Origin of the sequence: Alteriqipengyuania sp., assembly GCF_964222115.1 — a bacterium.
Taxonomy (GTDB): domain Bacteria; phylum Pseudomonadota; class Alphaproteobacteria; order Sphingomonadales; family Sphingomonadaceae; genus Alteriqipengyuania.
Window position 1 is genome coordinate 118,933 of the sequence record NZ_CAXQBM010000022.1, and the last position, 23,147, is coordinate 142,079.

The following is a 23,147-nucleotide window of genomic DNA, read 5'->3' on the forward strand; positions in this document are numbered from 1 at the left end:
TCCTGCGCCGATAGGCCGCTTCGCCAAGGTCGGCAAGGATCAACCGATGCGCGCGAAATGCGCTGCGCCGGGGGCGGTCCGGCGCGACGAGCGCATAGTCGGCTGGCGCTCATCCTGTGCGACCAGAGCAAGGGCCGACTGGACCGTGCCCAACGTGGCAGCATTGATTTCGTAAAACACCAGCTTGGCTTCCTTGCGGGTACTCACCAGCCCGGCCTTGCGCAGAACGGCCAGTTGCTGGGACAGGGCAGGCTGGCCGATGTCCGTTTCAGTCTCGATTTCCCCGACATTGCGTTCGCCGTCGGCCAGCGATTGCAAGATGCGAAAGCGCAAGGGATGGGCCAGCGCTTTCAGTTCCTCGATCGGTGCGTCGCCGGACTGGCTCACCGATCCGCCTCGCGCAGGAACCAGCCGCCAGCCGCCTCGGCATCGTAGACATCGTCGAGCGAGGTCGTGGCAGGGCGCAACAGCGGTTCGCCCTTCTGCCAGTTGGCAGGTGCCAGCCGATCTTCGCGGTCGACTGCCTGCAGCGCGTCAAGCGTGCGCAACATCTCCGGTATCGAACGCCCGACATTCGCCGGATAGCATGTCGTCGCCCTGACGATGCCGTGCGGGTCGATGAAATAGCTCGTGCGCACGGTGGCGCTGTCGCTGTCACCCGGAGCAAGCATTCCATAGGCATGGCCGATCGCCATGGTCGGGTCCTCGACCAGCGGAAAACGCACTTCCACGCCGAACTTGTCGCGGATCGCGCGCAGCCACGCGAAATGGGAAAACAGGCTGTCGACCGAGAGGCCGATCAGCGCGCAGTTGCGTTCCTCGAATGCGGCGGCCTCCTGCGCCAGCGCCACGAACTCGGTCGTACAGACCGGTGTGAAATCGGCCGGGTGCGAAAACAGGATCACCCACCGATCGCGATAGGAAGCGAGCTCGACCTGGCCCATCGTACTACGCGCCGAAAAGTTGGGGGCCACATCGCCTATGCGCAGTCCCGCACAGGGGGTGGGAATGGTATCTTTGCCGTCCATCCCAGCCACCTAGCACTTGACTTCACGCATATCAATTCATATTCACAATTTATGAAACTGATAAATGAGCTTTGCGATGGCAGATAGCGATTCCCCCCTCCGGCAAGCCAGCGATCAGATCGTTAGAGCGCAGGCAGACAAGTCTCTTCGACCCACAATTGCGGGCTTCTTCGACGAGGCGACCAACACGGTCAGCTATGTCGTGCACGACCCGGCAACGTGCGAGGCCGCGATCATCGACTCGGTGCTGGACTACGACGCCGCCGCAGGGCGCACGTCCAACGGATCGGCCGACAGGATCGTCGAATATGTCGCCAAGCAGGGTCTCGCAGTCACCTGGCTGATCGAGACGCACGCGCATGCGGACCATATCTCGGCCGCGCCCTACCTGCAGGAAAAGCTGGGCGGCAAACTCGCCATCGGGCGCGACATCATCCGCGTGCAGGATGTGTTCGGCAAGCTGTTCAATGCGGGTACCGAGTTCGAACGGGACGGATCGCAGTTCGACCACCTGTTCGGCGATGGCGAGACCTTCTCGCTGGGCAAGCTGGAAGGGATCGCGCTCCACGTGCCCGGCCATACGCCGGCGGACATGGCCTTTATCATCGGCGATGCCGCCTTCGTGGGCGATACGATCTTCATGCCCGATTTCGGCACCGCGCGGGCAGACTTCCCCGGCGGTGACGCGCGCGAACTGTTCCGCTCGATCCGCCGGTTGCTCTCACTGCCCGAGGATACGCGGCTGTTCCTGTGCCACGATTACAAGGCGCCAGGGCGCGACGAATATGCATGGGAAACAACCGTCGGCCAGCAACGGCGGGAGAACGTGCATGTGAAGGATGGCGTGACCGAGGCCGAGTTCGTCGAGATGCGCACCGACCGGGACAAGACGCTCGCCATGCCCACGCTCATCATGCCCAGCGTGCAGGTGAACATTCGCGGCGGGCGCCTGCCCGAGCCGGAGGATAATGGTGTCTCCTACATCAAGATCCCGGTGAACGCGGTATGATCCTGCCCGGTTTTCCAGACGCCCAACCGGTCGAAGGCCTGTTCGGCGGACTGATGATCGGCGGCGCGGCGGCGATCATGCTGCTGGGGCTGGGGCGGATTGCCGGGGTGTCCGGCATGCTGGCACGCGCCAGCGGCGTGGAACGCACCCCCACCCCGTGGCCTATCGCAGCGCTGTTCATCGTAGGTCTGGTCGTCGGCGCAGGGCTGTTCTCCGCAGTGGCAGGCCCGGTCGAGGCAAGCTTCCCGCCTGACTATGGGTGGCTGGTCGCTGGCGGCCTCGCGGTCGGGTTCGGCACACGGCTCGGCTCGGGCTGTACGAGCGGACATGGCGTGTGCGGCATGTCGCGCCTGAGCCCGCGATCGCTGGTCGCGACCGGCACGTTCATCGTCGCAGGGATGGTCACCGTGGCAATCGTCAACGCGCTGGGAGGCGGCTGGTGATGCGGTGGTTCATGGCACTCTTTTCGGGCGCATTGTTCGGTGCCGGTCTCGCCCTGTCGGGCATGATGGACCCGGCGCGCGTGCGCGGTTTCCTCGACATTTTCGGCGATTGGGACCCGACGCTGGCCTTCGTGATGGGCGGCGCGGTGATCGTGATGGGGCTCATCTGGGCCATCCGGCGGCGCATGAGCAGCCCCGCGTTCGACACAGAGTTCCACCTGCCCGGCACGCGCGATCTCGATCTGCGCCTGATCGGCGGGTCGGCACTGTTCGGCATCGGCTGGGGGCTCGCAGGCCTGTGTCCCGGCCCTGCGATAGCCTCGCTGGCGACGCAGCTGGTGCCCGCGGCGATCTTTGTCGCCGCCATGCTTGCAGGCATGTTGCTGATGCGGCTTGTGCCGCGCGGCTGAATTAACGGAAGAGGATTTCGAACAATGCAGATCACACAGCTTGACGAGAAGGTTTCCGTCTGCGGACAGATCGCGCCTGAAATCATGCGCGCACTGGCCGAGCATGGTTTCCGCTCGATCATCTGCAACCGCCCCGATGGCGAGGAGCCGGGCCAGCCGACCTGGGCCGAGGTGGAGGCTGCGGCAAGAAACGCAGGGCTGGAAGCGCGCAACATCCCCATCTCCAGCATGGAAGACATCGCTGCGCGCAAGGGCGACTTCGCGCAGGCCATCGACGAAATGCCCGGCCCTGTGCTCGCCTACTGCCGCACGGGCAACCGCTCCGGCAGGCTCTACGAGGCAGCGAAAGCATGAGTGGCCAGCGCATGATCGATTCCGGGATCGCCTGACAGGCAGCCGATGCTCGATCTTGCACAACTGGTTCTGGGGCTGTTTTCCGGCGCGCTGGTCGGGTTCACTCTCGGCCTTGTCGGCGGCGGAGGGTCGATCCTCGCCGTGCCGCTGATGGTTTATGTCGTCGGCGTAGGCAATCCGCATATCGCCATCGGGACGAGCGCACTCGCCGTGGCTGCCAATGCTGCCACCGGCCTGATCCAGCATGCCAGGAACCACACGGTGCGCTGGCGCTGCGGGCTGATGTATGCAGGCGCCGGAATCCTGGGCGCGCTGGGTGGATCGACACTCGGCAAGAATTTCGACGGCCAGAAGCTGCTGTTCCTGTTTGCCATCGTCATGGTGGTGGTCGGCGTGCTGATGTTGCGATCGCGCTCCCACTGCGGCAATGCGGATGCGCGCTGCGATAGGCAGAACGCGCCGAAAATGTTGGCCTATGGACTTGGGACCGGAGGCTTCAGCGGTTTCTTCGGCATCGGAGGCGGGTTCCTGATCGTGCCCGGCCTGATCGCGGCGACCGACATGGCGATGATCAACGCGGTGGGGACCAGCCTGGTTGCGGTGACCGCCTTCGGGCTCACCACGGCGGCAAACTACGCCTTTTCGGGCCTGGTCGACTGGGCGCTCGCGGGTACGTTTATCCTCGGCGGCGTGGCAGGCGGCTTCTTCGGCACGATGGCCGCGAAGCGACTGTCGGACGGAAGTGCGCTCAAGACGGTGTTCGCAGTGCTGATCTTCGTCGTCGCGGCCTACATGCTGTATCGCAGCGGCAGCGCGCTTTAGTGAGAGGACCGGCACGGGCAAATGGCAGTGGCTGGATGCCCCGTGAGGATTCGAACCTCAATTGACGGAGTCAGAGTCCGTAGTCTTACCATTAGACGACGGGGCAGCAGCCGGGCGGCGCAGTCTCGAATTTCGAGAGATTCGCGCGCTCGCGAAGCGGCGCATCTAGAAAGCCGCAGGCCCAGCGTCAACCACCCTCTGGGGCCGCACGCATTTCCCAGCCTTGCCCGAATGCGCCCAGCCGGGTAGCATGCGCGGCAGGTCCCCGCGGCAATTCGCTCCGCGGGCGGAATGGAACGAATATCATGGCGGACTTCGCGCCGCCGGACGATGGCAGAAGGGCTTGCAACACGGAGAGCAATAGGTCCGGCGAGGTGGCGGAAAAACGCCACCACCACTCTCCAAAGCCCAACGGAACGAACCGGCGCCAGCGCAAGCCCGATGGCAAGCGGCGCCCGCATTCATCGCAGAAGCATTTTTCGGGTCGCGGCCATGCGAAGCACGGGCGGCAGGCCTATGCCGCGCTGGACCTCGGCACCAATAATTGCCGCCTGCTGATCGCGCGCCCTTCCGGCCAGGACTTTACCGTGATCGACGCCTTCAGTCGCGTGGTGAGACTGGGCGAAGGGCTCGCGCTGTCGGGCCGCCTCTCCGATGAAGCGATGGACCGGGCACTCGGCGCGCTCCACGTGTGCGCGGAGAAACTGCGCCGCCGCAATGTGTACCTTGCGCGTTCGGTCGCCACCGAAGCCTGCCGCCGCGCCGCCAATGGGGAGCGTTTTATCGAGCGTGTGCGCGAAGAAACCGGCATCGTTCTCGATATCATTTCCGCGCAAGAGGAGGCCCGGCTGGCGGTGCTGGGCTGCCACGTGCTGCTCGAACAGGGGAACAGCCCCGCGCTGATCTTCGAGATTGGTGGCGGCTCGACCGAGCTGATCCTGGTCGGCCCGGGCGAAGGCGCCGTTCCGCGCATTCTCGACTGGCAGAGCGTGCCCTGGGGTGTCGTCTCGCTGACCGACACCGTGATGCGCGAAGCTGTGCAGGCCCGCGACGAGGTGGAAAGGCTGGCGGTCTATGCCGCAATGCGCCGGACGGTGACGGAAAGCTTCGCCCCGTTTGCGGAGCGGATCGCCAAGTCGTCTCGCGAAGACGATATCCGCCTGCTGGGCACCAGCGGCACTGTGACCACGCTTGCCAGCCTGCACCTCGAACTGCCGCATTACGATCGCCGCGCGGTCGACGGGCTGATCGTGCCCTCCTCCTCCATGCGCAACATCTCGACGCGCCTGTCGCGCCTCAGCGAAGCGGAGCGCGGGCAGGTCCCGTGCATCGGGCCGGACCGGGCAGAGCTGGTGGTGGCCGGGTGCGCGATCCTCGAATCGATCCTCGACCTGTGGCCCGCCCACCGGCTGGGCGTTGCCGACCGGGGCATTCGCGAGGGCATCCTGCGCAGCCTGATGGCAGGCGATTTCGCGAGCGTGCAGAGCGCGGGCAAGACCTGACATGAGCAGGAGCCGCGGCGATCCCGACAAGCGTGTGAAGACGGCGAAGCGCCGCAGCGCATCCTCCACCCGCTGGCTGGAGCGCCAGCTGAACGATCCTTACGTACGCGAAGCCAAGGCCGCAGGATACCGCAGCCGCGCGGCTTTCAAACTGATCGAGCTGGACGAGAAGTTCGGCATCCTGCGCGGGAGCGAGCGGATCGTGGACCTCGGCATTGCGCCGGGCGGCTGGGCGCAGGTCGCGCGCAAGCAGCGGCCCAAGGCAACAATCGTGGGTATCGACCTGCTACCGACCGAACCGATCGAAGGGGTTACGATCCTCGAAATGGATTTCATGGCCGACGAGGCGCCCGATGAAATCATGCAGCATCTGGGCGGGCCGCCCGATCTCGTCATGTCGGACATGGCGGCGAACACGGTGGGCCACAAGCAAACCGATCACCTGCGCACGATGGGGCTGGTCGAAACGGCAGCGGATTTCGCGATCCAGACGCTGGCGCCCGGTGGGCAGTTCCTTGCCAAGGTGCTGGCGGGAGGAACCGACACGCAGCTGCTCGCGCTGCTCAAGCAGAATTTCAGGACGGTCAAGCACGCCAAACCCCCGGCGAGCCGCAAGGGCTCTTCGGAGTGGTATGTCGTCGCCCAGGGTTTCAAAGGCGGGAATTAGCCCCCGCCCGTCGGGTTAATCAGTTCTCGCCCGCAGCGTTTGCAGAAGCGACTGGCTGATCGGCGCCCATCGCACCGGCCGATTCGGCTTCGCCCGCATCTGCACCTTCGACTGCGCCGGGGCCTTCGCCTGCACCATCGACGTCTTCGCCTTCGGCTGCGGCGCCCTCTTCATCGCCGGCATCTTCGGCCACGGGTGCGGGCAGCGGCGGGCCGCCACCGTTTTCGAGCATGTACAGGATCACGTTTGCGCGATCTTCTGCCTTGGACAGGCCGGCAAAGCTCATCTTGGTGCCATTGGCAAAGGCACGCGGGCTCTTGAGCCAGGCATCCATATTCTCGAATGTCCACTCACCGCCGTGGCCCGACAGCGCACTGCTATAGGCGAATCCGGCGACATGCTTGCCGATCGGCTTGCCCATCACGCCATAAAGGTTGGGCCCGATTCCGTTGGGCCCGCCCTGCGCGATCGAGTGGCACGAGGTGCACTTGGCGAAGATTCCCTCGCCTGCCGATGCGCTGCCTGCGGCAAGCAGGTTGGCGAGCGGCGGACCACTATCCGCACCGCCCTCTTCCTCGGCGGCTTCGATAAAATAGCCAGGCTTCGCGCCCTCGGACAGCTCGTTATCGTCCGCATGGAAGAAATGCGAGCTGACGCTCATCGCTCCGAGGGCAATGATGCCCGAAAACAGGATCCACCCAAAGGCGGTGTTGCGGTCGTCTTTCATCGAAATAAGCCTGGCCAGATCTGCTACAAAGGTGCGCGCGCGATCTAGCCAGCATGCCCGATTTGCGCAAGGGCCACGGTCATCACCGGAAACAGGCCGATCCAGCGCGCTTCGTCTTGCGGACGCATCGGCCCCATGCCAAGCCTGTGTTTGTGACAACACGCGCAGGCAGCAATGAAGAAGCGGCAGACGCGTGGCGCGCGATGCGCGACGATTCCGATCTCCAGTTCGAACCGATTCCGCCACCCGAGGTATCGCCGCCGCCGGAATGGCTTCAATCCCTCGGTGAATTCTTCGTCAATGTATTCTCGCCCGTGGCGCGCGCCTTCGCAGCATCGTGGCCGGTGCTGCAATGGGTGCTGATCGCCGTAGGGATCGCCCTGCTTGCGCTGCTGATCGCGCGAATCTTCGGCCTGCAAGTGTTCCGCCGCCCGACCAAGGCAGAATCTGCCGAGCCTGATCTGATGCCCGACCGGGCGGAAGCGCAGGCACTGCTCAGCGATGCGGACGCGCTGGCCGCGCAGGGCCGCTATGGCGAGGCGGTGCGGTTGCTGCTGGCACGCAGCATCGGCCAGATCGCCAATCGTCGCCCGGACCTGGTCCACCCGTCGAGCACGGCGCGCGAGCTGGGCATGCTGGAAGCATTGCCCGATGCGGCCCGCCGCGCATTCAACGCAATTGCTCGCGCGGTCGAACGCGCGCTGTTCGCGCTGGAAGACCTCGACGAGCGTGACTGGACCGAAGCGCGCGCCGCCTATGCCGATTTCGCGCTGGAGCGAAGCTGACATGGCAGGCACAAACAATGCGGCAGCTTTCGGCAAGCGCGGCACTTTTGCGCTGGTGCTGTTCGCGATCCTCGCCTTCGTCGCCTTCCTCTATCTCGTGGGCCAGGGCGGACTTTCGGGCCAGGCCAATAATGGCCGCGCCCATGCGGCGAGCAACGGCCTGACCGGATTTGCGGGGCTGACGCGCCTGCTGGAGGCGGACGGTACGCCCGTGGTCCGCTCGCGCAACCGTGCAGCGCTGGACGATCCGGGGTTGCTGGTGCTCACGCCGCCGCAAGAAGCCGACGCCGACGAACTGGCCGAGATCGTCGACCGGCGGCGCACGATCGGCCCGACGATGGTGATCGCGCCAAAATGGTTCGCGATGCCTGCAGGCGGCAAGGGGACGAAACCGGGCTGGGTCAACGTGATTGGGCCCGCCGGGGACTGGTCGTTCGAGCTCGACGGGCAGGAACTGCAATTCTCGCAGGTCGAGATCGAGAAGGGGCTGGCGCTATGGCGCGATGCCTCCAGCGAAGGCTATCTGCCGAGCGACAGGTATGTTGGCTCGATCGAGGCCGGGGATACCGAAAACTTTCTCGACGCTATCGTTACCGACGACAACGACAACGTACTTGCCGCATATCCGGCAGACGACGGCAGCTACCTCGACGGCGATCTCTATCTCGATCCACTGCGCAGCGATGGCCGCCCGACCTTCGGCGTGATGCTGGTGGCCGAACCCGACCTGCTCAACAACTGGGGCATGGCGGACGAAGATCGCGCCGCACTGGCGCTCGAACTGGTCGATATCGCCCGCCAGGGCACCGACGGTCCGGTGCGCTTCGACCTGACGATGAATGGCCTCGGCGGGTCGCGCAACCTGCTGACGCTGGCGTTCGAACCGCCCTTCCTCGCCGCAACGCTCACCCTGCTGCTGGCGCTGGCCATCGCCTTCTGGCGCGCATTCTCCCGCTTCGGCCCGGCCCTGCGCCTGACCCCGGCCATTGCCCCCGGCAAGAGCCAGCTGGTCGCCAACGGCGCGCAAGTGATCGCGCGCAGCGGGCGGCTGCGGCTGCTGGGCAAGCCCTATGCGGCGCTGGTCCATGCCCGGATCGCCCGCCGCCTCGGCCTCAGGGATTCAGACAGCGCGGCGATCGACACCGCGCTCGCCGCGCGCGGCGAAGCGAGCATCGACAAAAGATTGCAGACCATGCGCGAAGCACGGCGCAGCGGCGACATCCTGCGCGCCGCCCGTTCGCTTCGCGACATCGAAAGGACGTTATGACCCAGGAACTCGACACGCTCCGTACGCTGGCCGCCGATGTGAAGGCAGAGGTCGGCAAGGCGATCATCGGGCAGGATGTGCTGATCGACCACCTGCTGGTCGCCCTGATCGCACAGGGTCACGTGCTGCTCGAAGGTCCGCCCGGAACCGCCAAGACCTTCCTCGCGCAGTGCTTCGCGCGCGCGACCGGGCTCGATTACGGTCGCATCCAGTTCACGCCCGACCTGCTGCCGGGCGATATCCTGGGCTCCAACCTGTTCAACTTCCAGACCAGCCAGTTCACGCTGACGCGCGGCGCGATCTTCACCGAGCTGCTGCTGGCGGACGAGATCAACCGTACCCCGCCCAAGACGCAGGCCGCGCTGCTGGAAGCGATGCAGGAACGGCGCGTGACACTGGACGGCGAGACGCACGTCCTGCCCGACCGCTTCATGGTGATTGCCACGCAGAACCCGATCGAGAGCCAGGGCGTCTACCCGCTGCCCGAAGCGCAGCTCGACCGCTTCCTGTTCAAGCTGATCGCCGCCTATCCGAGCGAGGAGGAAGAGGCAGGAATCGTGGCGCGCTTCGGCGTGGAGCAAGGCCCGCCGCGCCCGGAAAACTTCGGGATCGAAGCGGTCACCAACCGCGAAGCCCTGCAGGCGAGCATTGCCGCGGTGAAGGCCGTCACGCTCGCATCGGAAAATGTCGACTACGTGGTGCGACTGGTCCGCGCGACGCGCAGCCATGCCGACCTTGCCACCGGGGCATCCCCTCGCGCTGCCGTGCTGCTGGGCAATGCGGCGCGCGTTCGGGCGGCACTCGACGGGCGCGATTATGTGGTACCCGACGATATCAAGGGGCTGGCCACGGGTGTGCTGCGCCACCGCCTGATCCTGTCCGCCGCCGCCGAGATCGAAGGCCGCGAGGTCGAAACCATCGTGAGCGAGCTGATCGACAGCACCGAGGCGCCGCGCTGATTTCATGAGCGCCCTGCTCCCCACCATCCGCACGGCGCGCATCGTCGCGCTGGCTGCACCGCTGGCGCTGGCGGTGGCGTTGCTCGCGCCTGCCGCGTGGCTGGCGGTGCCGGTCGCGGCGGGCATTCTGCTGCTGCTGGTCCTGGTCGATGCCGCACGCGCGGGCCATCTGGAGGAGTGGCAGATCGACCACGAAGCCGATGTCGAGATCGGCCAGCCGACGCAGCTGCGCCTGTCCGCCGACATCAGCGGCACGGCAGGGGCCGTGCGCGCGGCGCTCTCGCTCGACCCGCGTATTGCACCGGGCGGACGCGCCGATATCCAGCTTGAGCCCGCGCAAGGCGTGTGGAGCGGCGAGACGGAGCTTGTCGCCACCCGGCGCGGAACGGCCGAGGTCGATGCATTATGGCTTGCCTGGGATGGCCCGTGGGGGCTCGGCGGGCGGCAGAAACACATTGCGCTGGATCGCGAAATCCGCATCTGGCCCGACCTCTCTCCCATCCGCTCGCGCCCGTTACAGGCCCTGCTTCGCGATTCCGAGCTCGGCCTCATCAGTCGCAGGCGGCGCGGCGAGGGGACCCAGTTCGAAGCGCTGACCGAATACCAGGCGGGGATGGATCGCCGCAGGATCGACTGGAAGGCGAGCGCGCGCCATGCCGCACTCTACGCGCGCGAGAACGAAGCGGAGCGCAACAACCAGATCGTGTTCGCTTTCGATTGCGGGCAAGCCATGTGCGAGCCGATCGATGGCCTGCCGCGGCTCGACCGCGCGGTGAGCGCCGGCCTGACCGCCGCTTATGTTGCGCTGAAAGGCGGCGACCGGGCCATGCTGTTCGGCTTTGCGCGCCGCCCCATGCTGGCGAGCCCGTTTGTCTCCGAAACGCGGCGCTTCGCCCGGTTGCAACAGGCCGCCGCCGGGCTCGACTACCAGACGGGCGAGGAAGCGAACTACACGCTGGCGTTGGCCACGCTTTCGGCCCGGCTCAAGCGTCGCTCGCTCGTCGTGCTGTTCTCCGATTTCAGCGACACCACCGCGGCCGAACTGATGATCGAGAGCCTCGGGCGGCTGACCCAGCATCACGCGGTGGTGTTCGTCACGCTGGAAGACCGCGAACTGGCGGGTTTCACCGGGGCCGAGCCCGATAGTGTGGACGCCATCGCCCGCGCGGTGACCGCCGATGCGCTCGCGCGACAACGCCAGTTGGTGCTCACGCGGTTGCAGCGCATGGGCGTGGACGTGATCGAGGCTCCGCACGACAAGCTGGGCTTCGCGGTGATCGACCGCTATCTGGCGCTGCGCGCGCAGGAGGCGATTGCCGGATGAGGCCTCCTGCAATCCGCAACCCCTTCACCGCGAAACCGCTGCCCGAGCAGCCCGATATCGAGGCGGCAGCGCTGCGCTCCGACCGGTTCCGGCTGGAACGCGAAGGCGACTGGCGGCGGCTGGAGCTGATCGTCCGGCGGCTGGAGCGCGGGGCGATGGGGCGCCTTTCCGACGACGATATTGCAGAGCTGCCCGTGCTCTACCGGCAGGCGGCATCGAGCCTTGCGGTCGCACGCGAGACATCGCTCGATTCCGCGACGCTCAAGTTCCTCGAAGATCTGGTCGAGCGCGCCTGGTACCAGGTCTATGGTCCGCGCAGCGGGCTGTTCCGCTGGCTCGCCCGCTTTTTCCGGGGTGGGTGGAGCCGCGCAGTGCGCGCCATCTGGCTCGACATCGTGCTGGCCTTTGCGGCAATGGCCGCCGGGGTCGCGGCAGGCTGGATGCTGGTGGCGCGCAATGTGGACTGGTACTTCACGCTCGTACCCGGCGGCATGGCTGGCGGGCGCGTGCCCGGGGCCAGCCGTGCGCAATTGGCCGAAACGCTGGGCATCGCCGATGGTGCAGGCGGGCTTTCCGCCTTCGCCGCCTACCTGTTCTACAACAATGCGACCGTGTGCATCCTCGCCTTCGCGCTGGGCTTTGCATTCGGCGTGCCCACGCTGCTGCTGCTGATCTACAACATGGCGATGCTGGGCGCGATGGCGTGGCTGTTCAATTCGGTTGGCCTGCTTCCCGAATTCATGGCGTGGCTGAGCGTGCACGGGACAACCGAGTTCGGCGCGATCCTGCTGGCGGGTGCGGCAGGCGTGCATGTGGGGCGCAACATGGCCTTCCCGGGCGAGGCGAGCATCCTCGCCGCGACTGCCAATGCGGGCCGCCGCGCCGCGCTGGTGATGCTGGGCTGCGTGTTCATGCTGATCGTGGCGGCAGTGCTCGAAGCCTTCCCGCGCCAGCTTGCCGGGTTCGAGGCCCGGGCGATCATCGGCGCGTTCATGCTGGTCGTCTGGGTGTCCCTCTTCGTCCTCGTCGGACGCTCCGCAAAGTCGCAAGCGGGCGAGGCGCGATGAGTGCCCGCCCGCAGGAGTTCGACGCCAAGCGGCGGCGGCAGGTGGTCACGCCCGAAGGCGTGCCGTTACAGGTGGTGCTGGCAACGCGCGGATCACGCCTGATGGCGCTGATCCTCGACTATACTATTATCAACGTCACGCTGCTCGTGCTGGCGCTGGTCCTGCTGCTCATAGGTGTGAACCTGGGCCGGATGGATTCGCTCGAAACGGGCGGCGGCGAGTTCCTGGTGGTCCTGTTCTTCATCGGCCTCTTCCTGCTGTTCAACGGCTATTTCATCTTCTTCGAGATGGGGCCTCGCGGTGCCACGCCGGGCAAGCGCATGGTGGGCGTGCGCGTGGCGGCACGTCCGCAGGGGAACGCGGGCGAAAGATTAACCGCCGAAGCGATCATCGCGCGCAACCTGATCCGCCAGATCGAGATCTTCCTGCCGATCAGCTTCTTCCAGATGGCGGGCGACGGGGGCACGGGCTCCGCTTGGATCGCCGGATCGCTGTGGTTCGCGGTGTTCATGCTGTTCCCGTTCCTGAACCGCGATGCCTTGCGCGCAGGCGATGTGATTGCAGGCACGTGGGTGGTCGAGGCACCGCGCCGCAAGCTCGACGATGCGCTGTCGCTGAAAGGCACGGAAGTGCAGGACGCGGCACCCGCCTACCGCTTCGGGCCCGAGGAGCTGACGGTTTACGGCGAATACGAACTGCAATCGCTGGAACGCGTGCTGCGTAGCGACGACGAGAAGACTATCGCCGCAGTGCATCAGGCCATCGTGCGCAAGATCGGCTGGCAGGCCGGATCGGGCGACGAGCGCGCTTTCCTCGAAGCCTTCTACACTGCGCTGAGAGCCAAGCTGGAAGGCGATATGCGTTTCGGCCAGCGCAAGGCGGACAAGTTCGCCGAGGTCGAGCACGGCGGTCCGCCCCTGCGCTGACGGATTGGCCAACTGGAGCTGGTTGGCGGCTCGATTGCGCACATTCCCCCGTCCGCGTATAGTCGCGGCCGGAGAGACAGATGCGACATGCCCCCGCCATCGGCGACTATATCAGCAACCGGGAAGTGGCCGCGCTCAGCGCGAAATCGAACGCGCGCGCAGGCCTGACCGTCCTGTTCCAGGCCTCGCTTGCGGTTGCGGCCTTTGCACTCGCGATCCTCTGGCCCAATCCGCTGACGATTATTGCCGCCATCATCATCCTTGGCGGACGCATCCAGGCCTTCGGGATCATCACGCATGACTGCGCGCATGGCGCGTTCTTCCGCACGCCGAAGCTCAATACCTTCGTAGGCAAGTGGGTGAGCGGGGCGATCGCGCATGTCCCGCTCGATCTCTATCGCCGCTACCACCTCGACCATCACAAATACGCGGGTACGCCCGACGACCCGGACAAGTGGATGGTGAAGGCCTACCCGGTCACGCGTGCTTCGCTGAAGCGCAAGCTGATCCGCGACATTACCGGGCAGACCGGGTTCCGCGACCTGCTGGGCGAGATCAAGCGCTTCAAATGGGCCGAGACCGGGCCTTCGGTGCTGTTCCACGCGCTCCTCTTCGCCGCGCTGCTCGCGGTGGGCGCGCCGTGGGCATACCTGCTGTGGTGGGCCGCGCGCATCTTCGTGTGGCCGCTGACCATGCGGCTGCGGCAGATTTCCGAACATGGCGTGGCAAAGGATCGCGACCATATCGACGCGCGTGTCAATACCGGCACCACGATCCCGCGCTGGTGGGAGGCGCTGCTGCTCTCGCCCTGCAACGTGAACTACCATCTGGAGCATCACATCTTTGCGGGCGTGCCGCCCTATCGCCTGCCGAAGCTGCACCATATCCTGAGCGAGCGCGGCTATTACCGCGATCACGATTGCATTGCCCATGGCTTCGGGGATGTGTTGCGGCGGGCGACGCGGGCGACTTAATTAGGCGCAGACCTCCCACCCCGCCACCCCACCCGGCCACCAAGGGTACACCCAAGATATGGTGGCCGGGTGGGGTGGCGGGGTGGCAAAGGCCAACTCGCGTCAGCGAGCCCGGAAAACCCTACTCACCCTTCCCGAAGATCCCAATCTCGCGGAGGCCTGCGCTGGTCACACGGCCGCGGTACATTCCTGGCGTATTGAAGCTGAAGATCGCCGGGCCGAACGGTGAGGTCACGATGACGCCCCCATCGCCGCCAAGGTCCTGGACCTCCGCCAGAACTGCATCGGCAATATCCTGAATATCCTGCGCTTCGAGCCACAGTTCGCTCGCATGGATGACATATTGGGGGTTTCCTTCGCCGTCCATCGGAACACTGTCATGCGCATCCTGCAACATCTGGTCCCAGCGAAGACGCAGCCGCGTGCAGATTTCCTGCGCCACGCCGACGCGGATGAAATACTCGCCCCAGCCGGTGGCAGAGACCGCGCAGCTGCGATTATCGGCATAGGTCCCCGCGCCGATCACCGGGGCATCGCCGATCCTGCCCCAGCGCTTGCCGGTCATCCCGCCGGTCGAAGTGCCCGCCGCAAGGTTACCATCCAAGTCGAGCGCGACCGCGCCGACCGTGCCGAACTTCAGGTCCACGTCGAGCGATGAAAGCGCCTGCGCCTTCATCCGCTCCAGCGACTGCCTGCGCGCGTCTGTCGCGAACCATTCATTGTCGACCCGTTCCAGGTCAGTGCTGTCGGCAAAGCTCTCCGCACCCGCCCCGCTCAGGAAGACATGCCGCCCGTGGCGCATCACCTCGCGCGCCAGCAGGATGGGGTGGCGCACGGTGCTGGTGCCGGTGACCGCACCTGCGGCGCGGGTCTGCCCGTCCATCAGCGCCGCGTCGTGCTCGATCGTGCCGTCCCACGTGAACACCGCGCCGCGCCCTGCATTGAACTTCGGGTCGTCTTCCATGAGGGTAATGGCGGCAGTTACCGCATCCATCGCGCTGCCGCCTTCGCGAAGGATATCTTCGCCCGCCTTGAGTGCCGCATCGAGTGCGGCGCGATACTCCGCCTCCTGCTTTGCGCTCATGTTCTCGCGCCGGATCGTCCCCGCACCGCCGTGGATCGCGAAGGACCAGCGCGGCTCGCCCGGATCGTAACCTTCCTGTCCGGCGGCAGGCACGGCGAGGATGGCTGCAAGAACGAGAGCGAAGATGGCGCGCATGAAGTGTCTCCCCTGATGTCGGGCGCACAATGCCGCGCTCGCACACGCGGGTCCAGCGCTTCCCTTGACCACGCAGCCCGGTTAACCCACGCACCATGATCCTGCGCCCTGCCACTCCCGAAGATGCGCCCGCGCTCGCCACGCTCGGGCGGGAGAGTTTCAGCGCCGCCTTCGCCCATCTCTACCGGCCAGAGGACCTGAGCGCCTTCCTTGAGGAATCTTACGCCGAAGAGGCTGTCGCGCAGGAAATCGCGGACGACAGATACATCCACCGCCTCGCCGATGATGGCACGCGCCTGCTCGCCTTCGTGAAGCTGAGCAGGCCCAGCGGGTACGCCGAGCATTCCGATGCTGCGAACCCCATCGCGCTCGGCCAGCTTTACACGCAGCCCGATGCGACGGGGCGCGGGATCGGCGCAGCGCTGATGGAATGGGCGATGGCCGAAGCGCAGGCCCGCGGGCACGACGCGATCCAGCTGTCGGTGTGGAGCGAGAACCACCGTGCGCAAGCATTCTACCAGCGCTACGGTTTTGCGAAAATCGCGGACATAGACTTCTGGGTGGGCACCCACCGCGACGACGAATTCCTGTACGAAAGGCGGTTCTAGCCTACCACGCCATGCCGCCCTCGACCGCCTTCTGCTCGGCGGCGGTGGATGACCGGCCCAGCACCTCGTTGCGATGGGGGAAGCGCCCGAAGCGCGCGACGGCCCGGTAATGGCTGCGCGCGAAGGGCATGCCGAACCCCCGGCCCAGCCCGGTGAACAGCCGCAGGGACAAAAGCTGGTCGGCAATCGCCTCGCTATGCATCAGCGGCATGTAGAGGAACTGCCGTTCGTTGCGGGTCAGCTGCAGGTCGAGCCCCTTCGCAATCGCGCCGCGCGTGATGGCCCGCGCCAAAGGATCGCTCGCGAAGGTGCGCGCCGAGCCGCGAAAAATGTTGCGCGGTATCTGGTCGAACAGCAGCACCGCCGCCAGTGCCTCGCGCGGTGACCCGAGGAACTCGTGCGCGGGTCGCAGGCGCAGCGCGGACCACTCACGCCCGAAGCGACGACGCAATTCATCGTCGAGCGCCTGCGTAGGCTGCCAGACATCGGCAGGCGTCATCACCGCGAACCAGAAATGGTGCAGCTCAAGCGCCCAGGGCCGCATGCTCACAGCCATTTCAGCCGCTTGAAGATCGCCAGCAGCACCACGATGATCGCAACGCATCCTCCGGTGACCCACCAGAAGGCACTGCCATCCTCGACCCCCGGCATGCCGCCGACATTGATGCCGAGCAGCCCGGTGAGGAAGCCCAGCGGCAGGAAGATGCCCGCCACGATGGTGAGCATGTAGGTCGCGCGTTCATTGCTGGCGAGCGCGCGGGTGCGCAGCTCGTCCATCAGCACCACCGCGCTTTCCTTGCTCACGTCAATATCGTCGAGATAGCGGCGCAGGCGGTCGATGGTCTCTGCGATCTCGCGCCGGTCGTGCTCCTCGAACCAGTGCGGCGCATCGCGGCTAATCGCTTCGAGCGCGACATGTTGCGGCCCCATGTGGCGTTGCAGGCCCAGGCAGTTGCGCCGGATCGAGGCGATCTTCTGCAGCATCTCCTCGGGATCGTCGTCCATATCCATTTCTTCGAGCGTGTCGATATGATCGTTCATGTCGACGATAGAGGCGTTCATCCGGGCGACCATCGCCTCGGTCAGCGCGGTCACGATGGCACCCGCATCGGCAGGCCCCGTGCCCCGGTCGATCAGCGCGAGCACCCGGCGCGGCGTCTGGAGGGGATGGCGGCGCAGGGTGATGAGGCGCACCCCGTCGCTCCACACCTGCATCGAGATCATGTCTTCGGGCTCGGCGCCGGGGTTGAAGTTGATCCCCCTGAGCGTCGCGACCAGCGCATTGCCTTCGCGAAACGCGCGCGGGCGCGTCTGGTCGCTGGTCAGCAGTTCGGCGGTCGGTTCGGGAATGCCGACGTGGCTTTGCAGCCACTCGTAGACGCCGGGTTCGTTGCGGCAGAGGTGCATCCAGAGAACCTCGCCAGGCGCCGGCTCCCACTGCTGAATGCCTGCCCAGTCGATGGCACGCCCGCCACCCTGCCCGTCCAGCACGCGGGCGAACAGCAGCGGCGTGCCGGCTTCGGTGTCGTTCGAATTGTTCATCGCCCTCACAATGCCCCAGACTTGCGCGATTTCCTACTGCGCCGTGCCGTGTTAAGGCCCCCCGCGATGGCACGGGTCGCAAAATCGCAGCATCGCCCTCATATGCAGGTCATAATGGCCCCTGCACGCGCTGCGAGGTTTTCCTCCTTTGTACACTGTGTCAGGTGTGTCAGCAGTCCGGCACGAGAGACGTAAAAGCATGAATGCAATTCGCCCCTGGCGCACGATAGAGCGCCGCCCATCGCGCCAGATCATGGTCGGCTCCGTGCCCGTGGGCGGCGATGCGCCGATCAGCGTGCAGACGATGACCAACACGCCGACGGAGGATGTGGCGGCAACGCTCGACCAGATCCGCCGGTGCGAGGATGCGGGCGCGGACATCATCCGCGTCTCCTGCCCGACCGAGGAAGCGACGCGGCATTTCGACAAGATCACCCGCGCGGCGAACGTGCCGATCGTTGCGGACATCCATTTCCACTACAAACGCGCACTGGAAGCCGCCGACAAGGGCGCGGCCTGCCTGCGCATCAATCCCGGCAATATCGGCAGTGGCGAGCGCGTGGCCGAGGTCGTCCGTGCCGCTAAGGCGAATGGCTGCGCGATCCGTATCGGGGTGAACGCAGGCAGCCTCGAGAAAGACCTGCTGGAGAAATACGGGGAGCCGTGCCCCGAAGCACTGATCGAAAGCGCGCTCGACCATATCAAGCTGCTGCAGGATCACGATTTCCACGAATACAAGGTGGCCGTGAAAGCCTCCGACGTGTTCCTTGCGGTGGCGGCCTATCACGGGCTGGCAGAGGCAGTGGACTGCCCGCTGCACCTCGGCATTACCGAGGCGGGCGGACTGGTCGGCGGGACGGTGAAGTCCTCCATCGGCATGGGCAGCCTGTTGTGGGCGGGTATCGGTGATACGATCCGCGTCTCGCTGTCTGCCGAGCCGGAACAGGAAGTCCGCGTCGGTTACGAGATGCTGAAAGCGCTCGGCCTGCGCACCCGCGGTGTTCGCGTGGTCTCCTGCCCGTCCTGCTCGCGCCAGGGTTTCGACGTGATCCGCACGGTGGAGGCGCTGGAGAAGCGGCTGGAGCACATCAAGACTCCGATGAGCCTGTCGGTACTCGGCTGCGTCGTGAACGGCCCGGGCGAAGCGCGCGAGACCGATATCGGCATCACCGGCGGCGGCAAGGGCAAGCACATGGTGTACCTGAGCGGCGTGACCGACCATCATGTCGAGGACGAAAGCATGCTCGATCACATTGTCCGGCTGGTGGAAGAAAAGGCCGCGAAGATCGAAGCGGGTGAAGCTGTCGCCTTCGATCCGCATGCGGCGCCCGCGGTGGAAGCGGCGGAGTGACACGCGCTGCCGCGTTGGCGTTACTGGTCGCGGCACCGGTGCTTGGCAGCCCGGTGGCGGCAGAAACGTCAGCTGCGCACCCGGAAGCCCGGCCCTTCGATGAGAGCGTCAGCGATGCCCTCTACGCGCAGGAACTGGAGCAGGCGATCGCGCAGCTGGAACCGGGCCGCAGGGTGCTGGCAGTGTTCGGCGCGAACTGGTGCCATGACAGCCGCGCGCTGGCGGGGTGGCTCACCAGTCCGGGCTTCGAACCGCTTCTCGATGCGCATTTCGAGGTCGTTTTCATCGATGTCGGCGAACCGCAGGAAGGCGACGGACGCAATCTCGATCTCGCAGCGCGTTTCGGCGTGACCGGGATCGAGGGCACGCCCAACCTGCTTGTGATCGACAGCAAGGGTACGCTGGTGAACACGCCCGAAAGTGCGAAAGGCTGGCGCAATGCGGCGAGCCGCAGCGAAGAGGCGGTCTACGCCATTATCGCAAGCTATGCGGGCGAGGCGGAGTAGCCCCATCCTCCACGTTGTCCACCACGTCGATTACATGGCGCCTGCTCCCACGCGCGGGAGCTTCCGTTTCGACAAGTACTATCTGGTGATGGAAGAACTGCGGGCGAGCGGCGAGGCGCTGACCGAGCATGCGCCCGACCCGTGCCCTCGCGAATGGCTGGAGGCGGTGCATTGCCCGACCTACGTCGAGCAGGTCTTCACCGCGCAGGTCCCACGCGAAAAGGAGCGGCGGATCGGCTTCCCGGTTACGCCGCATATCGCCAGCCGCGTGGCGCACACCAATGGCGGCACCTGGCTCGCTGCGCAGCTGGCGTTTGCGCACGGCTATGCCGCCAACAGCGCGGCGGGCAGCCACCACGCTTTGTACGATACAGGCGCGGGTTTCTGCGTGTTCAACGATCTTGCGGTGTGCGCCAACCGGCTGATCGCGCAAGGCGACGCACGGCGCGTGCTGATTGTCGATCTGGATGTGCATCAGGGTGACGGCACCGCCAGCCTCACCGCCACGCGCGACGATATCGTCACCTTCTCGATCCATGCGGAGAAGAACTTCCCGGTAAGGAAAGCGCGATCCAACCTCGATATCGCCCTACCCGATGGCACTGGAGACAACTCATATCTCGCGACGCTCGAAGCGCGGCTACCGCGCCTGCTGGACGAATTCGCGCCCGATATCGTGCTCTACCAGGCAGGCGTCGATCCGCACGAGCATGACAAGCTGGGGCGGCTCGCGCTGACCGACGAAGGGCTCGAACGGCGCGACCGCTATGTCGTGGAGCAGGTGCGCACTCGCGGGCTTCCCGTCACCAGCGCGCTAGGCGGGGGATATGGCGACGATCCGCGCGTGGTGGCGGGCCGCCACGCCCGCTCCATGATTGCCATGGCACGGGAGAACGCGCGGTATACGAACGATACTATAAATAGATATCCACGTAGTCGGTCAGGAAGTCGCACCATTCGAACTCGCGCAAGCGATAATACTTGCGGCTTTGCGTGACCGCGAAGTGCCACCGTTTGGTCTGCTGGCACCGGCGGCCCGGGTCGGGCGTGTTCTCGATCGTGATCGTGCCGTCGAGGATGAAATAGTCGTGACCGATCTCCGCAATCGTGCCGCGCACGTCCAACGACTGGCCTCCCGGCCCCCGCTGGCTCGCATTGAGAGTCCATTCCCCGTCCTTCGAAACGACCACATTCGCCGGGCCGCGCTCCTCCCAGCCGATCCATTGCAGGGTGACGCCGCTGGGCTGGCGCAAACGCTCTGCATCGACAGTGCTGGCAATCGCGGTTCCGGAACGGGAGGGCGGGACGGGTTGCGGCGGGACAGGTGGTGGAGGAACAGGCAAGGTGTTCATCTGTGTTGCCGGAGGCGGAATTGCCGGCATCGCGGGCTCCGGTGCGGGCGTGGAACAGGCCGCAAGGCTCATGACCCCCAGCAGGGCAAACTGTCGCATCCTGGAACCTCCCCAAGGCAATCTCATGAATTGGCTTCAAGCATTCATTAAGCTGGTCTATAGCACTGTCCACACATGAAGCGTCGCGATCTTATCAAGACCGGGCTCGGCACCGGAGTTGCCCTCGGCGCTGCCGCCGCCTTGCCCGCGCGCGTCTTCGCGCAGCCCATGGCCGGCAGCCCGCGAGACAGAGAGCTGTTCGCCATCGCCAAGCGCGAGCTGGACAAGGCGGGCGAGGTCATCTGGCGCAAGGATATCGTCGGGATCGCCGATTTCGGCGTGCATTCCGCGCAGCGCCGGTTCCATTTCGTGAATCTGGACCGGCAGGAGGTGAAGAGCTTCCACGTCAGCCACGGAATGGGCTCCGACCCGGAACATGATGGCTGGCTCAACATGTTTTCCAACGTCGAAGGCTCGAACGCGACCAGCCGCGGCGCCTACATTACGTGGGAATGGTATGTCGGGAAATTCGGCACCTCGGTGCGGCTGGGCGGGCTCGATTCGACCAATAGCCGCGCGCTGGAACGCTATATCGTGATGCACCGGGCGAGCTACGCCGAGCCCTCGCATATCGACCAATGGGGGCGTCTTGGCCGGTCCAATGGCTGTTTCGCGCTGGGCGAGGAGCAGTTCAAGATTGCGCTGCTGCACCTGTCGGGCGGACGGCTGCTCTATGCCGAAGCGCTGGGGCTGAACGAAGACGGGACCCGCGCCTACCCGCCTACGGCCATCGTCGGTGAGCCCGAAGAGGGCTATCACATCCTGCGCCAGCCACGGCCCGACACCTTCAGCCAGGCAAACCCGGGCGTTTACTAGGGCGATGTCTTATCGGCCGAGCTTTGAGCGCGGCGAAGTCTGGACGCCCCTTCAGGCCATCGTCCCTACGGCCGCTTTTGCAAGCATTGCCATCTGTCTGGTGCTGGGGGCGCACTTCGCAGTGCTCGTCTCCGTCCCAAGGGCGGCACCGGAAGCGCAATCCTTCGGCGAATTCGTGCAGGCGCTATGGGCCGACCCGTTCCTGATCCTGCTCTCGCTCGCCACGACGCTGGTGACCGTGGTCGGTACGCTGGTGGTATTCACACTGCCGGTTTTCGCCTTCGTCGCGGCCCTGCTGGTGCTGTTCGGAATGCCGGTCGCCTGGTTGCTCGGCCGCCATATCAGGCTTCTCGCGAGCATCCCGATCGCCCTTTTACGGCGATCGGGGCGGTGTTTTACCTGCTCTCCATTCCGACGGAGCTGGCACCCGAAGATGCATGGTTTTCAGCCAATGCTATCGGCGCAGCAATAGCAACAGCACTGCTGTACCGCCACTTCCTGATCCGGTTTCGCGACGAGGACGCGGACCTCGCCTGACCGGATAGGTCAGGCGAGATCGCGCGGATCGTCGACGATTTCGATGATTTCCTCATCCGTGACCCGGCTGCGATTGGCCTTGCGCGGCGCCTGGAACGCCGCAAGCACGGCGCCATCGCGGCCATAAATATCGCCGAAGGTCGACATCTTCCCGTCGATGTTCGTCGCCATGGTGAAATAGGTGATGTAGGCGGGCATCTTCTTGGTGAAAGGCACGCGCGTATATTCGCCGCTCGCCAGCATCTCGACGCCTTCGTCAGCCGTCAGCCCGGCCTGCAGGATCGCGAGCGTCAGCGCCAGTTCGGTCGCCCGTTCGGTGCGGATGCAGCCATGGCTGAGCGCCCGGCTCGACTGGCTGAACAGGTTGCGCGAGGGCGTATCGTGGAAGAAGATCGCGTGCCGGTTGGGCATGTCGAGCTTCATCCGGCCCAGCGCATTGCCCTCTCCGGGGCCCTGCACGACGGATACATAGCCATTGGCGCCGCGCGTCGCCTTGTAACCCTTGGATCGAGCCCAAGCGGGATTGCCGAGCACACGCGCGCCCAGCCCTTCACCCTTCACGATCGACTGAGGCACCGTCCATGTCGGGTTGAGGATTACGCCTTCGACGCTTTCCGCCAGCTGGGGTGTCGCCGTGCGGCCCGGCTTGCCCACGATCGTGCGATAGGTGCGCATGATCTTGTCGTTCACCGTCAGGCGCAGCTGGTATTCGGGCACGTTGGTGATGAGGTACTGGCCGCCCAGGTCGCGCGGCAGCCACCGCCAGCGGTCCATATTCGCCTGCACCAGCTTGTGGCGCTTAGTACCCGGCTGGGCCTTCGCCAGTTCTTCCTTCAACGCCGCGTAATCGGGA

General features: G+C 65.6%; 28 protein-coding genes and 1 tRNA gene. 20 read left to right on the forward strand and 9 right to left on the reverse strand.

Translation table 11 applies throughout. The annotated features are described in order from the left end of the window. Window positions 1-39: 39 nt before the first annotated feature. Complete coding sequence (locus ACEQXE_RS04085; RefSeq protein ID WP_370177666.1) at window positions 40-387, reverse strand: ArsR/SmtB family transcription factor; 348 nt, start codon at window positions 385-387, stop codon at window positions 40-42. Further along, the gene (locus ACEQXE_RS04090) at window positions 384-1,028 is read right to left on the reverse strand and encodes a peroxiredoxin (RefSeq protein WP_370177667.1); all 645 of its coding nucleotides are present in this window, start codon (window positions 1,026-1,028) and stop codon (window positions 384-386) included. The genes ACEQXE_RS04085 and ACEQXE_RS04090 overlap by 4 nt, the downstream gene beginning before the upstream one ends. A gap of 76 nt (window positions 1,029-1,104) precedes the next feature. On the opposite strand from ACEQXE_RS04090, the gene ACEQXE_RS04095 reads away from it, so the two are divergent. The 5 genes from ACEQXE_RS04095 to ACEQXE_RS04115 are packed head-to-tail and all read left to right on the forward strand — an operon-like array spanning window position 1,105 to window position 4,066. After that, complete coding sequence (locus ACEQXE_RS04095; RefSeq protein WP_370177668.1) at window positions 1,105-2,037, forward strand: MBL fold metallo-hydrolase; 933 nt, start codon at window positions 1,105-1,107, stop codon at window positions 2,035-2,037. Continuing rightward, a complete protein-coding gene (locus tag ACEQXE_RS04100) occupies window positions 2,034-2,480 on the forward strand; it encodes a YeeE/YedE family protein (RefSeq protein WP_370177669.1) in 447 nt (148 codons plus the stop codon). The genes ACEQXE_RS04095 and ACEQXE_RS04100 overlap by 4 nt, the downstream gene beginning before the upstream one ends. Before the next feature lie 11 nt (window positions 2,481-2,491). Continuing rightward, a complete protein-coding gene (locus ACEQXE_RS04105) occupies window positions 2,492-2,890 on the forward strand; it encodes a DUF6691 family protein (RefSeq protein WP_370177670.1) in 399 nt (132 codons plus the stop codon). Window positions 2,891-2,914: 24 nt separating this feature from the next. Beyond that, window positions 2,915-3,244, forward strand: a complete 330-nt coding sequence (locus ACEQXE_RS04110) for a TIGR01244 family sulfur transferase (protein ID WP_370177671.1) — start codon at window positions 2,915-2,917, stop codon at window positions 3,242-3,244. A 45-nt stretch (window positions 3,245-3,289) separates the two neighbouring features. Further along, entirely contained in the window at window positions 3,290-4,066 is a 777-nt protein-coding gene (locus ACEQXE_RS04115) for a sulfite exporter TauE/SafE family protein (protein WP_370177672.1), read from the forward strand. Between the two features lie 32 nt (window positions 4,067-4,098). Here the strand turns inward: ACEQXE_RS04115 and ACEQXE_RS04120 are convergent. Next, window positions 4,099-4,172 (reverse strand) — tRNA-Gln (locus tag ACEQXE_RS04120). A 199-nt stretch (window positions 4,173-4,371) separates the two neighbouring features. On the opposite strand from ACEQXE_RS04120, the gene ACEQXE_RS04125 reads away from it, so the two are divergent. Then, window positions 4,372-5,568, forward strand: coding sequence for a Ppx/GppA phosphatase family protein (locus ACEQXE_RS04125; RefSeq protein ID WP_370177674.1), 1,197 nt, complete (start codon window positions 4,372-4,374; stop codon window positions 5,566-5,568). A gap of 1 nt (window position 5,569) precedes the next feature. Further along, window positions 5,570-6,235 carry an RlmE family RNA methyltransferase gene (locus ACEQXE_RS04130; protein ID WP_370177675.1) on the forward strand — a complete coding sequence of 222 codons (666 nt, stop codon included), beginning with the start codon at window positions 5,570-5,572 and terminating at the stop codon, window positions 6,233-6,235. Window positions 6,236-6,254: 19 nt separating this feature from the next. Here ACEQXE_RS04130 and ACEQXE_RS04135 read toward each other — a convergent pair whose 3' ends face one another. After that, entirely contained in the window at window positions 6,255-6,962 is a 708-nt protein-coding gene (locus tag ACEQXE_RS04135) for a cytochrome c family protein (RefSeq protein ID WP_370177676.1), read from the reverse strand. A gap of 152 nt (window positions 6,963-7,114) precedes the next feature. Here ACEQXE_RS04135 and ACEQXE_RS04140 point away from each other — a divergent pair, with 152 nt between their 5' ends. The 7 genes from ACEQXE_RS04140 to ACEQXE_RS04170 all read left to right on the forward strand — a co-directional run bounded on the left by ACEQXE_RS04140 (window position 7,115) and on the right by ACEQXE_RS04170 (window position 14,264). Next, complete coding sequence (locus ACEQXE_RS04140) at window positions 7,115-7,747, forward strand: hypothetical protein (protein WP_370177677.1); 633 nt, start codon at window positions 7,115-7,117, stop codon at window positions 7,745-7,747. Window position 7,748: 1 nt separating this feature from the next. Then, entirely contained in the window at window positions 7,749-9,014 is a 1,266-nt protein-coding gene (locus tag ACEQXE_RS04145; protein WP_370177678.1) for a DUF4350 domain-containing protein, read from the forward strand. Next, window positions 9,011-9,973, forward strand: a complete 963-nt coding sequence (locus ACEQXE_RS04150; RefSeq protein WP_370177680.1) for an AAA family ATPase — start codon at window positions 9,011-9,013, stop codon at window positions 9,971-9,973. The genes ACEQXE_RS04145 and ACEQXE_RS04150 overlap by 4 nt, the downstream gene beginning before the upstream one ends. A 4-nt stretch (window positions 9,974-9,977) precedes the next feature. Next, window positions 9,978-11,297 (forward strand): DUF58 domain-containing protein, encoded by a 1,320-nt coding sequence (locus ACEQXE_RS04155; RefSeq protein WP_370177682.1) that lies wholly within the window; start codon window positions 9,978-9,980, stop codon window positions 11,295-11,297. Beyond that, entirely contained in the window at window positions 11,294-12,364 is a 1,071-nt protein-coding gene (locus ACEQXE_RS04160) for a stage II sporulation protein M (RefSeq protein WP_370177683.1), read from the forward strand. The genes ACEQXE_RS04155 and ACEQXE_RS04160 overlap by 4 nt, the downstream gene beginning before the upstream one ends. Continuing rightward, a complete protein-coding gene (locus ACEQXE_RS04165) occupies window positions 12,361-13,290 on the forward strand; it encodes an RDD family protein (protein WP_370177684.1) in 930 nt (309 codons plus the stop codon). Before ACEQXE_RS04160 ends, ACEQXE_RS04165 begins: the two co-directional genes overlap by 4 nt. An 80-nt stretch (window positions 13,291-13,370) precedes the next feature. Next, complete coding sequence (locus ACEQXE_RS04170) at window positions 13,371-14,264, forward strand: fatty acid desaturase family protein (RefSeq protein WP_370177685.1); 894 nt, start codon at window positions 13,371-13,373, stop codon at window positions 14,262-14,264. Window positions 14,265-14,385: 121 nt separating this feature from the next. Here the strand turns inward: ACEQXE_RS04170 and ACEQXE_RS04175 are convergent, their stop codons facing one another. Beyond that, on the reverse strand, window positions 14,386-15,483 hold the full coding sequence (locus tag ACEQXE_RS04175) for an isoaspartyl peptidase/L-asparaginase family protein (RefSeq protein ID WP_370177687.1): 1,098 nt from the start codon (window positions 15,481-15,483) through the stop codon (window positions 14,386-14,388). A 95-nt stretch (window positions 15,484-15,578) separates the two neighbouring features. On the opposite strand from ACEQXE_RS04175, the gene ACEQXE_RS04180 reads away from it, so the two are divergent. Further along, window positions 15,579-16,091, forward strand: a complete 513-nt coding sequence (locus ACEQXE_RS04180) for an N-acetyltransferase family protein (RefSeq protein ID WP_370177689.1) — start codon at window positions 15,579-15,581, stop codon at window positions 16,089-16,091. 1 nt (window position 16,092) lies between these two features. Here the strand turns inward: ACEQXE_RS04180 and ACEQXE_RS04185 are convergent, their stop codons facing one another. Together ACEQXE_RS04185 and ACEQXE_RS04190 are read right to left on the reverse strand one after the other, a co-directional pair. After that, entirely contained in the window at window positions 16,093-16,647 is a 555-nt protein-coding gene (locus ACEQXE_RS04185; protein ID WP_370177690.1) for a DUF924 family protein, read from the reverse strand. Beyond that, entirely contained in the window at window positions 16,638-17,633 is a 996-nt protein-coding gene (locus tag ACEQXE_RS04190; RefSeq protein ID WP_370177692.1) for a zinc transporter ZntB, read from the reverse strand. The genes ACEQXE_RS04185 and ACEQXE_RS04190 overlap by 10 nt, the downstream gene beginning before the upstream one ends. A gap of 199 nt (window positions 17,634-17,832) precedes the next feature. On the opposite strand from ACEQXE_RS04190, the gene ispG reads away from it, so the two are divergent. The 3 genes from ispG to ACEQXE_RS04205 are packed head-to-tail and all read left to right on the forward strand — an operon-like array spanning window position 17,833 to window position 20,487. Continuing rightward, complete coding sequence (ispG, locus tag ACEQXE_RS04195; protein WP_370177693.1) at window positions 17,833-18,984, forward strand: flavodoxin-dependent (E)-4-hydroxy-3-methylbut-2-enyl-diphosphate synthase; 1,152 nt, start codon at window positions 17,833-17,835, stop codon at window positions 18,982-18,984. Further along, window positions 18,981-19,490 (forward strand): thioredoxin family protein, encoded by a 510-nt coding sequence (locus ACEQXE_RS04200; protein WP_370177695.1) that lies wholly within the window; start codon window positions 18,981-18,983, stop codon window positions 19,488-19,490. The genes ispG and ACEQXE_RS04200 overlap by 4 nt, the downstream gene beginning before the upstream one ends. A 34-nt stretch (window positions 19,491-19,524) precedes the next feature. After that, window positions 19,525-20,487, forward strand: coding sequence for a histone deacetylase (locus ACEQXE_RS04205; protein ID WP_370177697.1), 963 nt, complete (start codon window positions 19,525-19,527; stop codon window positions 20,485-20,487). On the opposite strand, the gene ACEQXE_RS04210 is transcribed toward ACEQXE_RS04205, so the two are convergent. Continuing rightward, window positions 20,405-20,941, reverse strand: a complete 537-nt coding sequence (locus tag ACEQXE_RS04210) for a hypothetical protein (protein ID WP_370177699.1) — start codon at window positions 20,939-20,941, stop codon at window positions 20,405-20,407. The two genes, ACEQXE_RS04205 and ACEQXE_RS04210, sit on opposite strands and share 83 nt — an antisense overlap. Before the next feature lie 75 nt (window positions 20,942-21,016). On the opposite strand from ACEQXE_RS04210, the gene ACEQXE_RS04215 reads away from it, so the two are divergent. Both ACEQXE_RS04215 and ACEQXE_RS04220 read left to right on the forward strand, forming a co-directional pair. Beyond that, entirely contained in the window at window positions 21,017-21,757 is a 741-nt protein-coding gene (locus ACEQXE_RS04215; RefSeq protein ID WP_370177700.1) for a murein L,D-transpeptidase catalytic domain-containing protein, read from the forward strand. Between the two features lie 4 nt (window positions 21,758-21,761). After that, on the forward strand, window positions 21,762-22,229 hold the full coding sequence (locus ACEQXE_RS04220; RefSeq protein ID WP_370177702.1) for a hypothetical protein: 468 nt from the start codon (window positions 21,762-21,764) through the stop codon (window positions 22,227-22,229). 74 nt (window positions 22,230-22,303) lie between these two features. On the opposite strand, the gene ACEQXE_RS04225 is transcribed toward ACEQXE_RS04220, so the two are convergent. Then, window positions 22,304-23,147: L,D-transpeptidase family protein (locus ACEQXE_RS04225; protein WP_370177703.1), on the reverse strand; the 844-nt coding region annotated here is incomplete at its 5' end.